Below are 14,444 nucleotides of genomic sequence, written 5' to 3'. Positions count from 1 at the left end.
AAGGGGATCTATAACAGACTCTATAAAGGGCCTGCCATTAATGCAGCTTGCACTGTTTCCCCAATAGACTGGGCTAAAGACCAAGATGTTTCTACTTGCCCCAAAGGTTCCATTGGAATCAAAATGCTCACGCCAACCCAAGGAGTGCGTTGCTTGCGCCACTGTGCCAGTTGATCTGCCAAGAACCAGTGAAAAGGTGATGGATTTCCGCCGTCTGGCATAGCATACCATTGCAAAACAGCGAAGGTTTGCTGTGGTGTGGAGGCGCGAAAGAATCTAGCTTCTACTTTAGTTTCGACATTAGAAGCCAACTTTGCAGATGGTTTCACAGTAAATTCCGCAGAACGAGATTGAGCTATATCCCACTTTCCCCAGCGCGATCTTCCCCAGCCGTTAACGTCTGTCCACTCTACCTCTGGTTGATCCATAGGCCCATTTTGTGGCAATAAAAGCAGGATTGCCTGGGATTCGGAACCTTCTTTTTTAACTATCTGCAAAGACCATTTGTGTTCGCCAATTTGCTGTTCTGCTTGTTCAATGGTTTGCCAACCAGGAAGGTTTAACCCAGCTTTGCGGATCTGTTTTAATTCATTGAGGGTAGTAACAGCTGGCGGCTGTTTCCATTGCCAGTGTCCTGTCAGATATCCGGGAACCCCTGCTATTGCTAGCAGCAGTAGCAATAACAAAAGTGCTGCTACCTGAGTCAATTGGTTTTCCTTGAAAAACTTGGAGAAGGAAATCATCAGTAAAATTTGCAATACTTAGACAAAATTTTACTTTATAAATTCACATTGTGAGTTCAGTAATATTTAGGACTTACGTATAAGTGATGAAAAATTAAAGGAGTTGGGAGTGAAGAGTAAAGAACAGGGCAGAAGTTGCAGAAAATTTTCTCCTCTGCTCCTCTGCCTAATCCCCAATGCCTCTAACTTTCTGCCTCTTGCTCAGTTTCTAGGGATGCTGAAAAATAGGTATTAATCCAATTCAGTAAGGGCACTAGTGACACCAGCATACAAGCAGAATAGAGATCGCCACCCCAACCCTCATGCAGCCATTTAAAAGCCGCTTCTTGACCCGTGCCGTGAAAGAAAGTCAGTAAAGTATTACGAATGATGTTGGCAGTAACACTAACGATCGCAGCAAGAGATAAAAACGATATAGTTGTCCGCTGTGAAGACAAAGCATCTGTCCAATAAAGCAGCATCAAGCCCACGTAGAGAGTCGTAAACAACATTTTCAGCCCTGCACAATAGGGAGCAACTTCTACAATCCGTCCTCCCACGTAAAGATTGATCTCATCTACGGTTACTTCCATCCCAAATTGATTCAGTATGAAACCTGCTGTGCCAGCGATAAAGCTTTGGAGAGGCAAAGTATAGGGAGCAATAAGATAGGGTAATGCTGTTGGGGTTGCTAAAAATACTAGTAGTAGAGAGAATCCTTGTAATTGCAAACCTGCTATTCCCTTAAACCACAAGCATAAGCCTACTAATATAACGGGCAAGGATAGGTTGACCCACTCTGTAACACCGCTAAAATAAAAAATTGCCCCTAATAACAATAAAACAGCGCCCAAAGGATTGATGGTATCTGGCAAACGTTTCCACTTTTTCCGGTTCATCCAACCAAGATAAGCCGCAAATGGTAGACCAATAATTCCGTGGCTGAAATATTCGTGTTCTGTACTGATATTTTTGTGCAGCCAACCATCCAACCAGTGTAGCAATATTGGAGCATAAAGCAGCAGCAAAACGCCTAAAATAGCTAGATTTAACAAGCCTGATGCGTTTATATTTTTAACCTGTTGCTGGAGTGCCATGATTTTAAGTAATTCAAAAACTTTGGTTATTAGTCATTGGTCATTGGTCATTGGTGAGCCAGTGCGGTCTTGGGAGTTTCCCCCATGAGCAACTGGTGTTAGCGAAGCGGTAGCGACGCAGGAGCGTCACCCGAAGGGTCATTGGTCATTAGTCATTTGCAAAGGATAAATGACAAAGGACAAAGGACAAGATGCACATTAAGTATGAATTAACTTCAGGCTACCACGCTGCCCAGGTCGGCAGAAGATAGATTATCTGCTTGATAACTTGTTGAGACTGCATTGGCGATCGCTGCTACAACTTCTTTAACTTGGCTACTACTTAAACCAGGATACATCGGTAATGATAATATTTGCTTTGACAACTTTTCTGCTTGGGGAAAATCTCCTGGTTGATAGCCTAAGTTGGTGAATGCTGGCTGGAGATGACAAGGAATTGGGTAGTGAATACCAGTTTGTATTCCCGCGACTGTGAGTTTTTCTTGGAGTTGCTGGCGTTCTATTGGGCAAGAATCATCTACTTTAATCACATAAAGATGATAAACGTGTCCTGTATCACTTTGATTTTCTATAGGAATAATTCCAGCAGTTGCCAAGGGTGCTAGTTCATTATCATACTGCTGGGCAATAGTCAGGCGATCGCGATTCCACTGGGGCAAATATGGGAGTTTTTTGTGCAAAATTGCTGCTTGCAAAGTATCTAAGCGGCTATTCGTACCTGGTTCAGTATGAAAATACTTTTGCGATGCACCATAATTTCGCAAGCGCACCATCTTCTGGGCTACATCTGAATCTCGTGTCAGCAGCATTCCCCCATCCCCAAATGCTCCCAAATTTTTGCTGGGATAGAAACTAAAAGCTGCTGCTATTCCTACTGAACCAGCGTAATATCCGTCTCTTTGGGCGAGATGTGCTTGGGCGGCATCTTCAAAAATTAGAAGTTTGTAGGTATCGGCAAAGTTCACTAGATCGTGTGGTGATACCATCTGACCATAGAGATGCACAGGGATGATTGCTTTGGTCTGGGGTGTAATTGCCTTTGTTGCTTCTCTTAAATCAATTAAAGCAGTTTGGCGATCGCAATCTACTAAAATTGGCTTGGCGCCAGCACGTAGCACCCCAATTAAGGTGGCGATAAAAGTATTTGCAGGTAAAATTACTTCATCCCCAGCGCCAATATTACACGCTTGTAATCCCAGAGCGATCGCATCTGTTCCTGATGCCACACCAACTCCATAAGCCGTACCAGATACTGCCGCAAATGCTGCTTCAAAATCTGAGAGTGCTTGCCCTAAAATAAAATCTCCCCGTTCCAATACAGATTGGATTGCATCTTGCAATTGCGTTTCAATTGGTTCATGTTGTAACTTTAGGTCTACAAAAGGAACTCTAATAGTCATTTTATTCATTACCAGTCGTCCTCAAAAAATATTTCCTCGTATGGAAAAAATAGAAACTATTGTACAATTTTCGGCATGAAATTGTAGTAGATTGAATCTATTGGATCAAGGCTGAGATCAAATATTTAGTCGGTGATGGTTAATTCAAAATCACGCCTTCTTAATTTGATCGCCCGAAGTTGCCATCAGACTTCTCTGAAGCCACAACTCAAACTTCTCTTAAAATTCAAAAAGTTTAGAAACTGGGCTTTTCAATAATTTGGTAGCTTGCTAATCCGTAGGGATATAGTTGGCCTATTTAGGTCATCCTGCACTAGGATTATCATCTCTGGGTACTAGCTGTTATCAGTAAAATGTCTATATTTAATTACATTAACATCTATATTTTTAAGTAAATTTACTTTGAATACTACAGTAGAAATTTCCCCTTATGTACATAAAGAATGACAGCCCCTTTCTATTGTACCCTTAGCATTAGCTTACCCTGGCTGAATCCAAATCTAACGCAGTCTGATTGCAAAATCTCAAGCAATAAAGACTACACCAGTTCTAAATAAAGAACATTCAGCACCAGTAACTAGTAACTAGCAGACACACATCTTGGCTTAATGGAAGGGAGAAAAAATTTTTGCCCTAAATTTGTTTGTCAGAGGCAAAATTAGGGAATGCTTAAAAATAGCAATTGATAACCTAGAAATAGGACTTGGATCAATTACACAATCGAGAAATTATTAAGGTAGCAGTGGCAATGATAGAGCCTGAAAACAAATTATTTGCCCTAAAGGATGGTTGGGATTCTCATGAATCAAGAGAACAGCAACGCCTCAAAGCTTTGTCAGATTTAGGTTTGCGGCAACCAGAAACGATTCCGGTTTTTGAAGAAGCCACACAAACTGCTGCCCACTTTTTGGAAGCACCAATTTCAATATTGGGATTTGTGGATCAAGAACGCCATTGGTTCAAATCGGCGATAGGCTTATCTAGGCTAGGACTAATGAATCATTTGGCACAAAGCCGCCAACTACTACGCCGGGAATCATTTTGCACTCAGGTAGTAGACAGCTTTCAAGTATTTGTAATTAATGATACGCATAAACTTACCGATCCAGTACTTGCTGGCAGCAAGTTAGTGCAAGATTATGGTATTCGTGCTTACTTAGGAGCGCCATTAATTGATGCTGAGGGACATTGTTTAGGTGCATTAGCGGTGATGGATTTAGTCCCGCGCAATTTTACAACCCGAGACATTGAGTTTTTACAAATCATTGCTCGTTGGAGCATGAGTGAATTTGAACGTAATCGGCTCCTGCAAGGGAGACTCGAATCAAGCGTTCCCAAGAACATTCCGATATTTTCACTTAATGAGGAACGTAACACTGAGATTAAAATCACTGCATCCACTCAAGATAGCGACTCTGTTTCTACTAAACAACTGAAGCTAGAACTTTTGAGTCAGCTAACTCAGGAGTTACGCACGCCCTTAACATCTGTACTCGGTATGGCTAGTGTTTTAGGACGTGAGATTTATGGGCCTTTGACGACTAAGCAGAGAGAATATTTAGAAATTATTCAACACAGTGGTCGATACTTACTTTCCCTAGTAAATGAAATTACCGAACTAGGAGCTATGGATGAAAACTCAACTGTGCTAAATTTAGCTCCCGTGGATATTGAAATGTTATGCCAACAAGCTATCAATACCCTAGAAGAAGTAGCTAATCGCCGCGAACAAGATATTCGCCTGTCTATAGAACCAGGACGCAATCGCATTTGGCCTTTAGATAAAGACAAGGTGCGGCAAATGCTTTATCATCTGGTTTTCAGTGTGATTCAACTTTCGGCTACAGGTAGCATTGTTCGCATTCATGTTTCTTACAAAGAAGATACGCTCAACATTACTATTTGGGTTTCCCATCCTTGGTTAGGGGATGGCATAACAGAAGTTGATCCTTACTTCCGTCTCAATTCTTTGTCGCTGCTGGAGCTTACAGGTGAGGTAGCAACTTACAATATTCATACGGAAAGACAAGAACAACCAGAAAGACAAGAACAACTAGATACTTCATCAGTAGCAGTGGAAAATTCCAAAAACTTGAGTGATTCCCACTCAAATTTCTTTGCTACTAGTTCAGGTATAAATTTAGCTAAATCACATGGAAGTCTTTCTCGCGAAAGTTTAGGTCTATTACTAAGTTGTCAACTGGCAGAATTGCACGGTGGACATATTTTGATTCAAGGTTCACCAGAATCAGGATATCGTTATGTGCTTTCTTTGCCACTGCAACTAGCGACTTCCTCACAAGCAATGAGCGATGTCTAATCGTGGGGATTGGGGATTGGAAATTGGGAAAGATGTATTTTTTATCTAGATTTCATTAGTTTGTAACGAATTCTCTGTGTGCTTCTGCGCTTACCTATGCTTTTAAATTTCAACCCTCAATTCGCCACCATTTTATGTCAAGTACTAAGTATATGAAGAACTATTCTTAACTTCCTATTGGCTGATGGCTAGGAATAAGAGCGCCATCACGCGATGTGCAATCTCTGTTATTACCTTTTTATAGCTATAGGCATTATGATCAATTCCAAGTTCTGCGTCGGCAGGCTAATTGATCGCAATGTTTTTTATGAATTTAGTCTGGCAACGATTTACTCTATCAACTTTACCGCTTAAAGAATATCTTGCTACCAGTTATGTACACCGCTCTCTGGTGGGACTGCTAAGTTCTTGGCGGCAAACTAGCGTCTTGCTCCAGTGGGGAGATGCGATCGCAGCGGCTTTACTCAGCTTAATATATGCTCTAGCACCTTTTGCTTCCAGTACGTTGGTGGGTTTTTTGCTGGTGGCTTGTGTCGGATTTTGGCTGTTGTTGACTTTATCTGATGAAGTAACACCAGCAAATGTCTCCTCAGTCACTCCCATTCACTTGCTGGTACTGCTCTACTGGGGAGTTGCCGCAATCGCAACAGCATTATCACCAGTCAAAAAGGCGGCACTTAGCGACTTGGGAACGTTGACTTTGTATTTGCTACTATTTACCCTTTGTGCCAGGGTATTAAGGTCGCCTCGCCTCCGTTCTTGGATTATCATCCTTTATCTGCACGTATCGTTAATTGTTAGTGTGTATGGGTTGCGGCAATGGTTTTTTGGAGCCACAGCACTGGCGACTTGGGTTGATCCAGAATCTCCTATGTCTAAGACTACAAGAGTCTACAGTTATTTAGGCAATCCCAACTTATTGGCTGGATATCTCTTACCAGCAGTAATTTTCAGCTTAATGGCAATTTTTGCATGGCAAAGCTGGCCTAAAAAAGCTCTTGCATTAACGATGCTAATTGTCAATAGTTCCTGCCTGATTCTGACTTTTAGTCGTGGCGGTTGGATTGGACTAGTGGTGGCAGTCTTAGCTGCGATGGCATTGCTAGTTTTTTGGAAAAGCGTGGAAATGCCTCGTTTTTGGCGTACTTGGTCAATACCGATTGTTTTAGGAGGTTTGATCGGCGTATTGGTGCTAGCAGTGATATTTGTAGAGCCAGTGCGGCTGCGAGTCTTTAGTATTTTTGCCGACCGTAAGGATAGCAGTAATAATTTTCGCCGAAATGTGTGGGATGCTGTATTTGAAATGATTCGCGATCGCCCGATTTTCGGCATTGGGCCTGGTCACAACTCTTTTAATAAAGTTTATCCCCTCTACCAACGTCCTCGTTACACTGCTTTGAGCGCCTATTCGATATTATTTGAAGTGACTGTAGAAACTGGCTTTGTTGGTTTAGCCTGCTTTCTCTGGCTATTAATTGTCACATTTAATACCGCATTTTTACAAGTGCGACGATTGCGACAAATCAGAAGTGTAGAAGGATTTTGGTTACTCGGAGCGATCGCTATTTTGTTGGGTATGCTAGCTCACGGTACCGTAGATACTGTCTGGTATCGTCCTGAAGTCAATACTCTCTGGTGGCTGATCGTTGCCTTAATTGCCAGCTACTGGACACCTTTAGCTCAAAACCAGACAAATACAACTAACTCAGAACCAGCAGTAAATTAACATAAATAAGTTGTCAGTTGTTTTCTTACCGCACAACTGACAACTTTTGAATTTTCTAATCTCTGTAGGTAGTGGCACTTGGGGCATTAGGGTCGCGATAAGCTACAGGTTCGCGATCGTTCTTTTTGCCAGCCAACCCGCCTAGACCGAATAAACCAAGTAATCCTAGCCAACCCCAATCAAAATCGTTGCGATCGTCAGTAGTCGTTGTTTCAGTAGTCGTTGTTGGAGCAGTAGTAGTGGCTCCGGTGTCATTAGTTGTCTGAGCTTGTGCAGATAGAGTTAAAGGTAAAATTCCCATACTCAAGGTGAGAACGCCAGCGCCAACAGCTGTAATGAAATTACTTTTCATAAGTTGTAAAAGTTCCTGATGCTATCCGAAGTTACTCACCACTGTATCGGTTCTCAACCTTAACTAAATCAATCTGCGGCTATAAACTCGACATTTTCATAACTCACGCTGTAGACATACAATATAGCTTTCACAGCAATCCGTTTTTCATTCTTGCTGTGGTAGTTTAGCAACACTGAATCCTCAATAACTTTTCATTGCCCGTTGAATGTCACGCTGGTCTTGGCGTCGTTTCAGGTCTTCTCGCTTATCGTGGAGCTTTTTACCTTTGCCAAGGGCTATACTCACTTTTAGCCAGCCTCGTTTGAGATACATTTTCAAAGGGATTAAAGTTAAACCCTGCTGTTCGACTTTGCCAATTAGCTTACGGAGTTCTTGACGATGCAATAATAGCTTGCGTGTACGCCGTGGTTCATGATTAAAATATTGTCCACTAGCGTTGTAAGGCGAGATATGCACATTGATCAACCATGCTTCGCCATTGCGAAGCAAAGCATAGCCATCTTGGAGATTGACTTTACCCGCACGAATCGACTTCACCTCTGTTCCTGTCAACTCAATTCCAGCTTCGTAAGTTTCTAGAATTTCATACAAATAACGGGCTTGACGGTTGTCGCAAATAACTTTGTAACCTTCGTTCTTGTCGCTCATTGATAATTTTGTGTGCTTTAAATGTACCTAAAAAATTATTTGGATTGGTTTGTAAATTATAGGGTGTATCTTAGAACCGCTATAAATGTTGAACTGTATATCACTAATTTAGCTTTTCTAAGTTCACAATTAAGGTTTTCTGGCAACTTTAAGTTAGCTGATACCGATTACCTCTAAGATTTCATAGAACAAGTTGCTTGAGCAACTTGTCTCACCAAGCCTGATTTTGTGCAGTTTCACAAATAGGACTTACACATCAATCAGAGGTAATACCCTGTGGAAAGCCGCTTCTCTACGAAAAACTCCGGGTAACTTGCTTCTTGGCGTTTATATAAATTGTCTCTACAGAAAATTAAGATTTTCACTTCCTTTTTGCATAAGTCCTAACAAAGAATTGGTATGACGCTAATGATAAGTTGTTACAAATTACAAAGCTCTCTATGCCTCCTAAGCACAGGGAGTCTAAGGTGGTTACACTTCGTTAACCTTCCTAATGATTTAAGATTTTCTTTATAAATAAACCCTGAGAGCAGTCATTAGCTGGTAATCCTGTCATAGTATGAAACATAAGAACACTATTATTGTCTGTGTTCATTAACGGAGTACATAAAAGCAAATTTCTGAGTACAAAAATGCTAGGGGTGTATTATCCATGCCCTTGACGATCCTTGTAGTGGATGATGATTTGGGCACTCGTCTGTCTGTTAGCGACTATCTTGAACTGTCTGGCTACTCAGTGATCACGGCTAATGACGGTCAAGAGGCTTTGTTTATGGTGGATGAGTATCATCCTGATTTGATTGTCACGGATATTGTTATGCCACGGATGAATGGCTATGAACTCGTGCGCCGGGTGCGTCAACAACCAGTGTTTCGTTTATTGCCTGTAATTTTATTAACGGCACGCATTAAGACCCAAGAAAGAATTCTGGGCTACCAGTCAGGATGCGATTTATATTTACCCAAGCCTTTTGAACTGGAAGAGTTAGCAGCAGCAATCCGCAATCTTTTGGAGCGATCGCAAATTATCCAATCAGAGTATCGTTTTTCTCATAAAGACAGTTTGGGCATCTCCGGCTTGACAAAAGCGGGGGATGCCCATAATTCTCTGTCCACTCAAATTCAGAAATCTCATCTGCACTCAGCCCTAACTCACAGAGAACAGGAAGTCTTAGAGTTATTGACTCATGGTCTTTCTAATGCCGAAATGGGTCATCAGCTACACCTAAGTCCTCGAACTGTGGAAAAGTACGTTAGCAGTTTATTGAGAAAAACCTCAACCAGCAACCGCGCGGAATTAGTCCGTTATGCAATGAAGCATGGTTTAGTGGAATAAAAGTTAGGAGTTAAAAGTGAGGAGTGAGGAATTAAAACTCCTGGCTCCTAACTCATAACTCTTCACTTTTAACTTTTGTCAGCAGACCTTCACAAGCATCGATCAGTAAATCAATAACCTGATTAAATCCCTCTTGACCACCATAATAGGGATCTGGAACTTCCTTTAGAGTGTGTCGAGAGCAAAACTCGCACATCAAACGCACTTTATGCTGATATTGCTTAGTTCGATCAAGAGTGAGGATGTTCTCATAATTTTCTCGATCCATAGCCAAAATCAAATCAAAGTCTTGAAAGTCTGACTTGTGAAACTGGCGTGCTCGACCACGCAGCTGAATTCCCAACTTAGTAGCAGCCGCAGCACTCATACGTCTGTCAGGTGGGCTACCTACGTGATAGCTAGATGTACCAGCAGAGTCACAGAGGATATGTTCGCTCAAGCCAGCCTGCTCAATTAGATGATTCATGATATTTTCTGCCGATGGCGATCGGCAGATGTTACCTAAGCAGACAAACAGCAACTTGTAAGGCATAGATACACTTTGTCCTTTGTCAATAGTCATTTGTCCTTTGTCTAATGACTAATGACCCTTCGGGTGACGCTCCTGCGTCGCTACCGCTTCGCTAACACCAGTTGCTCATGGGGGAAACCCCCAAGACCGCACTGGCTCACCAATGACTAATGACCAATGACTAAAATCCAGGTAACTCCAACCCACTGGTTAATTCTTCCATGCGTTCCCGCATTGTTGCTGTGGACTTGTTGTAGGCTTCTTTCATTGCCACTGTTACAAGATCGGAAAGTACTTCTGCACCTTCTGCTAAAGCATCTGGAGAAATTTCCACCCGCTTGGGTTCTTGGTTTCCACTGACAATTACCTTCACCAGACCACCGCCAGATTCTCCTTGAATCTCCATTTGCTCCAATTCTTCTTGGAGTCGCTTTGCGCCTTCTTGAACTTGCTGCGCTTTCTTAAAAGCTTCGGCTAATTCTTTCATTTTTCCTAAGCCAAAGCCGAATCCCTGTCCTTTTCCTGTCATAATTATTAATACGCCTGTGCGTTGAATAACAAATCAAATTCAATTATAGATGCGGTAAGTAATTTGACTCTTTTTTTACCAATAATTAATGCGTCATAGGTTGGGAGTAGGGAGTAGGGTATTGGACATTGGTTATTAATTTTTCAACCTCATCTCCCCATTCCCCATTCCCCATTCTTTATCCACAAGCACCTTGAAACTCTCCGAGCATTTTGACTTCTGGCTCTAAATTAATAGACCAACGTTCTTGTACTTGATGTTGAATGTGGCGAATGAGACAGAAGATATCACTAGCTTTTGCTCCGCCACGATTAACGATAAAATTAGCATGTAGTAGTGCTACTTGTGCGCCACCAATTTGGTAGCCTTTCAGACCAGTTTGTTCAATTAACCAGCCAGCACTGTAAGGTTTGGGATTGCGAAACACACTGCCACAACTGGGGAAGTTGTATGGTTGAGTGCTTAACCGATGCTTTTTATGTTCTTTGGTAATTGCAACAACTTTTGCTGGGTCTGCACCTGGCGCGAGTTGTAAGGTGGCTTGGGTGACTATGCGATCGCCACCTTGCAATAATGAAGTTCGGTAGCTATAACCTAACTGATCGGCGGTAAGAGTTTCCAGCGTACCATCGGGTGAAAGTACCTGGGCACTAACTAACATATCTGCGATACAGCTATTATGTGCCCCTGCATTCATCACCACGGCTCCTCCGGCTGTTCCGGGGATGCCAACAGCCCACTCCAATCCTTGCCAACCCAATTCTGCTGCTGCCCATGCCAAACTGGGAATTGATTCTCCAGCAGCAACGGTTAATTGACCTTTATCTGGGTCAAAGTGGCTGAAGCGGAGATGACGAGTCGCAATGACTAAGCCTGATATGCCACCATCGCTGACCAGCAAGTTAGAACCGGCGCCCAGTGTTGTCACCTTTAAATCACGTTCTTTTGCGTATTTAAGACTTGCTTGCAGTGCCTCTAAGTTTCGGGGGGCAACGTATAAATCAGCTGCTCCCCCAACTCTATAGGAAGTAAATGCTGACAAAGAAGCCTGGGGCTTTATCGCACAATCAGTACTGGGTAAGTAAATTACTTCGCTCTCCACTGAATTAGTTGTTTGCTGTTTCTTTGTATTCAAAGCAGAAACTGTGCAGACGTTTCCAGCTGCCTGGGAAATGGTCATCTTTACTTTTTTTTGGTAAAATTTTTACATTTATTTACCGCAAAGATACGGTAATAGAGTTCACACATGAAACCGTTGCGAGAGGGGCGCTTTGCTCAGAAATAAAACTTCGCAAAGTCTCCACTTTAGGATGTGGCTTTAGCCGGCTCACAAAGTGTCGTAATTACTTCAGGAATGACCTGGTTCAAGTTTCCAGCCCCCAAAAACAGCGCCAAGTCTCCTGGGCGTAGTGTTTGTAGCAAGTACTCATACACTGCGGGTAAAGTTGGTTGATAAACGACCTGCGAATGCTGTTTAGCAATTTCTGCCGTTAGACGTTCACCACTAATCTGCCCTAAATTCGGTTCGCCTGCACTGTAAATATCAGTTAGCACTACCAAATCAGCATGAGTAAATGACTCGGCAAATTCATCTAAAAAGGTCAGTGTACGGCTATAGCGATGGGGTTGGAAGATGGCAACCACTCTTTGCCCTGGTCTTGCCTGTAAACGTGCTGCGGCGAGAGTAACGCGAATCTCGCTCGGGTGATGAGCATAGTCATCAATGAAGGTAATGCCATTGACTTCACCTCGGAACTCAAAGCGTCGTCTTGCTCCTTCAAAGGTGGCGATACCTTTAGCAATTGCTCCAAATTCTAAGCCCAAAGCCCGACCAACAGCTACTGCGGCTAAAGCATTGCTGAGATTGTGCCGACTGAGCAACCGCAACGTCAACACGCCCAAAGCTTTGCCTCTTTCCCAAACCAAAGCTGTGGTACCATCAGCACGATAATCAATATTGGTGACGGTGTAATCAGCGTCGGTATCTGAGTGTAAGCTGTAGGTAATTGTGGGTTGCAAGCGATCGCGCACTGTCGCACAGTCAATGCTACCTATTAAAGTTTTACAACCCTTAGCAAATGTCTGGAAGGTGTCAATGACTTCTTCTAATGTATCGTAATGGTCGGGATGATCGAGTTCAATATTGGTAATGATGCCAATTTCAGGAGCGTGTTTTACCAGAGAACCATCTGATTCATCTGCTTCGGCTACCAAATATTGGCTTTGTCCCAATCGAGCATTACCGGACCAAGCATTGACTTCGCCACCGACTAAAATCGTTGGGTCTAAACCTGCTTCCAGAAGCATATAGCCAATCATGCTACTGGTTGTAGTTTTGCCGTGCGTTCCTGCCACTGCAATACTGTAATAATCAGCAATTAAAGCTGCTAGTACATCTGAACGATGTAAAACTGGACAACCTAATTCCAGCGCTGCTTTGTATTCTAAATTATTAGGGTTTATTGCTGTTGAACAAATGACTTGAGGCAGTTTTGACTTAGTATCAGCACGTAATTGTTCTTGTGAATTTAATACTACTGGATCAGCCAATACTTGAGGCTGAAAGAATTCGAGATTGCTTGCCTCTTGTTTACCAAAAATATGAGCACCGATAGATTCCAACTTGTGCGTAATGTGGTTAGGACGAAGATCCGAACCTGATACTGGAAATTGACGCTTTGCAAGAACGTATGCCAGAGCAGACATACCTATGCCACCGATCCCAATGAAATGAAATGGTCTACCACTAAAATCTACAAAATTAGTCATTTATTGCTCCTTTTACACCACACCACACCATAATCACAAATGACACGCGTATCATAACAGGAATTTGATTTTTACCGTAACTACTCCTGTATCATGTTTATGTTTGATGCCCAAATGATGTTTCTGCTCTGGTTTTCCTGGTTGAGAATGATTTTACCTTGGTTGGAGGTTTTTGCTATTTCTGAACTGTTCTTAAGATTATTCTGAAAATTTTCGCTGCATCGGGAAAGAAATTCTTGTAATGTCAAATACATATTTTTGGCTACCTTACTGGAATTGGCTACATAATACATTGTTTAGTGAAACTAATTTGAAATTGCATCAAGTCTAGGCGTGAATTGAGTACAATAGTACATTGGTAATGAAACTATTTTTCAATTGCATATAACCCAGGCTTATCTGGATGCAGCAACTAGCAATTTTTGGTGGCACATTCGATCCAATTCATTGGGGACACCTGCTCGTAGCCGAGACAGCTTTGCATCAAGTATCGCTTGAAAAGGTCATTTGGGTGCCATCCCTAAATCCTCCTCACAAAGAAGCAGCTTTGTTTGAGCATCGTCTGCAAATGCTGCAATTAGCTATAAAAGATAACCCAGCGTTTACTGTCTCACTCGTGGAAACTAATCGCTCTGGGACTTCTTATGCCATTAACACCCTGATTGACTTATCTGCTTGTTACCCAAATACTCATTGGTACTGGATTGTGGGCTTGGATACTTTCCAAACCTTACCCGGTTGGTATCGGGGACACGAATTAGCACAAATGTGTGATTGGTTAATCGCACCCCGACAGCTAGGTGGTGAGACTATAACTCAAAGCAAATTAATCTGCAAGCAAGTCGAGCAACAACTCAGGGAGCAGTCTCTGATCATTCACTGGCAACTCTTGAATATACCTTTAGTAGGAGTTTCGTCAAGTCTAATTCGCAAATTTTGCCGCGACCGCCAGTCAATTCGTTATTTAGTCCCGGAATCGGTCAGATCATATATCACTAACAACAATCTCTACTCTTACAAATCTGAATAAA

General features: G+C 42.3%; 13 protein-coding genes. 4 read left to right on the top strand and 9 right to left on the bottom strand.

From position 1 onward, the window contains the following. Positions 1 to 20 precede the first annotated feature (20 nt). The 3 genes from RMY27_RS28275 to RMY27_RS28265 all read right to left on the bottom strand — a co-directional run bounded on the left by RMY27_RS28275 (position 21) and on the right by RMY27_RS28265 (position 3,228). Positions 21 to 743, bottom strand: coding sequence for a cyanoexosortase B system-associated protein (locus tag RMY27_RS28275; RefSeq protein ID WP_322668162.1), 723 nt, complete (start codon positions 741 to 743; stop codon positions 21 to 23). 182 nt (positions 744 to 925) lie between these two features. Further along, entirely contained in the window at positions 926 to 1,819 is an 894-nt protein-coding gene (crtB, locus tag RMY27_RS28270) for a cyanoexosortase B (RefSeq protein ID WP_322668161.1), read from the bottom strand. A 215-nt stretch (positions 1,820 to 2,034) separates the two neighbouring features. Further along, entirely contained in the window at positions 2,035 to 3,228 is a 1,194-nt protein-coding gene (locus RMY27_RS28265; RefSeq protein WP_322668160.1) for a DegT/DnrJ/EryC1/StrS aminotransferase family protein, read from the bottom strand. Positions 3,229 to 3,967: 739 nt separating this feature from the next. Between RMY27_RS28265 and RMY27_RS28260 the strand changes: the two genes are divergently transcribed. Both RMY27_RS28260 and RMY27_RS28255 read left to right on the top strand, forming a co-directional pair. Beyond that, complete coding sequence (locus tag RMY27_RS28260; protein ID WP_322668180.1) at positions 3,968 to 5,539, top strand: GAF domain-containing sensor histidine kinase; 1,572 nt, start codon at positions 3,968 to 3,970, stop codon at positions 5,537 to 5,539. A 307-nt stretch (positions 5,540 to 5,846) separates the two neighbouring features. Continuing rightward, a complete protein-coding gene (locus RMY27_RS28255) occupies positions 5,847 to 7,265 on the top strand; it encodes an IctB family putative bicarbonate transporter (protein WP_322668159.1) in 1,419 nt (472 codons plus the stop codon). A 55-nt stretch (positions 7,266 to 7,320) separates the two neighbouring features. On the opposite strand, the gene RMY27_RS28250 is transcribed toward RMY27_RS28255, so the two are convergent. Both RMY27_RS28250 and smpB read right to left on the bottom strand, forming a co-directional pair. Further along, positions 7,321 to 7,617: a WGxxGxxG family protein gene (locus RMY27_RS28250; RefSeq protein ID WP_322668158.1), complete on the bottom strand. Its 297-nt coding sequence runs from the start codon at positions 7,615 to 7,617 to the stop codon at positions 7,321 to 7,323. Between the two features lie 183 nt (positions 7,618 to 7,800). Beyond that, the gene (smpB, locus tag RMY27_RS28245; RefSeq protein WP_094349892.1) at positions 7,801 to 8,268 is read right to left on the bottom strand and encodes an SsrA-binding protein SmpB; all 468 of its coding nucleotides are present in this window, start codon (positions 8,266 to 8,268) and stop codon (positions 7,801 to 7,803) included. 652 nt (positions 8,269 to 8,920) lie between these two features. On the opposite strand from smpB, the gene RMY27_RS28240 reads away from it, so the two are divergent. Then, positions 8,921 to 9,604, top strand: a complete 684-nt coding sequence (locus tag RMY27_RS28240) for a response regulator transcription factor (protein WP_289794909.1) — start codon at positions 8,921 to 8,923, stop codon at positions 9,602 to 9,604. Positions 9,605 to 9,656: 52 nt separating this feature from the next. Here RMY27_RS28240 and RMY27_RS28235 read toward each other — a convergent pair whose 3' ends face one another. The 4 genes from RMY27_RS28235 to murC form a co-directional block, all read right to left on the bottom strand. Continuing rightward, positions 9,657 to 10,136, bottom strand: a complete 480-nt coding sequence (locus tag RMY27_RS28235) for a low molecular weight protein-tyrosine-phosphatase (protein ID WP_322668179.1) — start codon at positions 10,134 to 10,136, stop codon at positions 9,657 to 9,659. A 160-nt stretch (positions 10,137 to 10,296) separates the two neighbouring features. Beyond that, positions 10,297 to 10,644 carry a YbaB/EbfC family nucleoid-associated protein gene (locus RMY27_RS28230; protein WP_099100025.1) on the bottom strand — a complete coding sequence of 116 codons (348 nt, stop codon included), beginning with the start codon at positions 10,642 to 10,644 and terminating at the stop codon, positions 10,297 to 10,299. Positions 10,645 to 10,822: 178 nt separating this feature from the next. Then, positions 10,823 to 11,824 (bottom strand): UDP-N-acetylmuramate dehydrogenase, encoded by a 1,002-nt coding sequence (gene murB, locus RMY27_RS28225; protein ID WP_322668157.1) that lies wholly within the window; start codon positions 11,822 to 11,824, stop codon positions 10,823 to 10,825. A 125-nt stretch (positions 11,825 to 11,949) separates the two neighbouring features. Continuing rightward, positions 11,950 to 13,413 carry a UDP-N-acetylmuramate--L-alanine ligase gene (murC, locus tag RMY27_RS28220; RefSeq protein ID WP_322668156.1) on the bottom strand — a complete coding sequence of 488 codons (1,464 nt, stop codon included), beginning with the start codon at positions 13,411 to 13,413 and terminating at the stop codon, positions 11,950 to 11,952. A 403-nt stretch (positions 13,414 to 13,816) separates the two neighbouring features. Between murC and nadD the strand changes: the two genes are divergently transcribed. Further along, entirely contained in the window at positions 13,817 to 14,443 is a 627-nt protein-coding gene (gene nadD / locus RMY27_RS28215) for a nicotinate (nicotinamide) nucleotide adenylyltransferase (protein ID WP_322668155.1), read from the top strand. Position 14,444: the final 1 nt, after the last annotated feature.

The sequence above is a fragment of the Nostoc sp. DedQUE09 genome, from assembly GCF_034530915.1.
Taxonomy (GTDB): Bacteria; Cyanobacteriota; Cyanobacteriia; order Cyanobacteriales; family Nostocaceae; genus Nostoc.
This window is presented reverse-complemented; position numbering and strand designations above follow the sequence as displayed.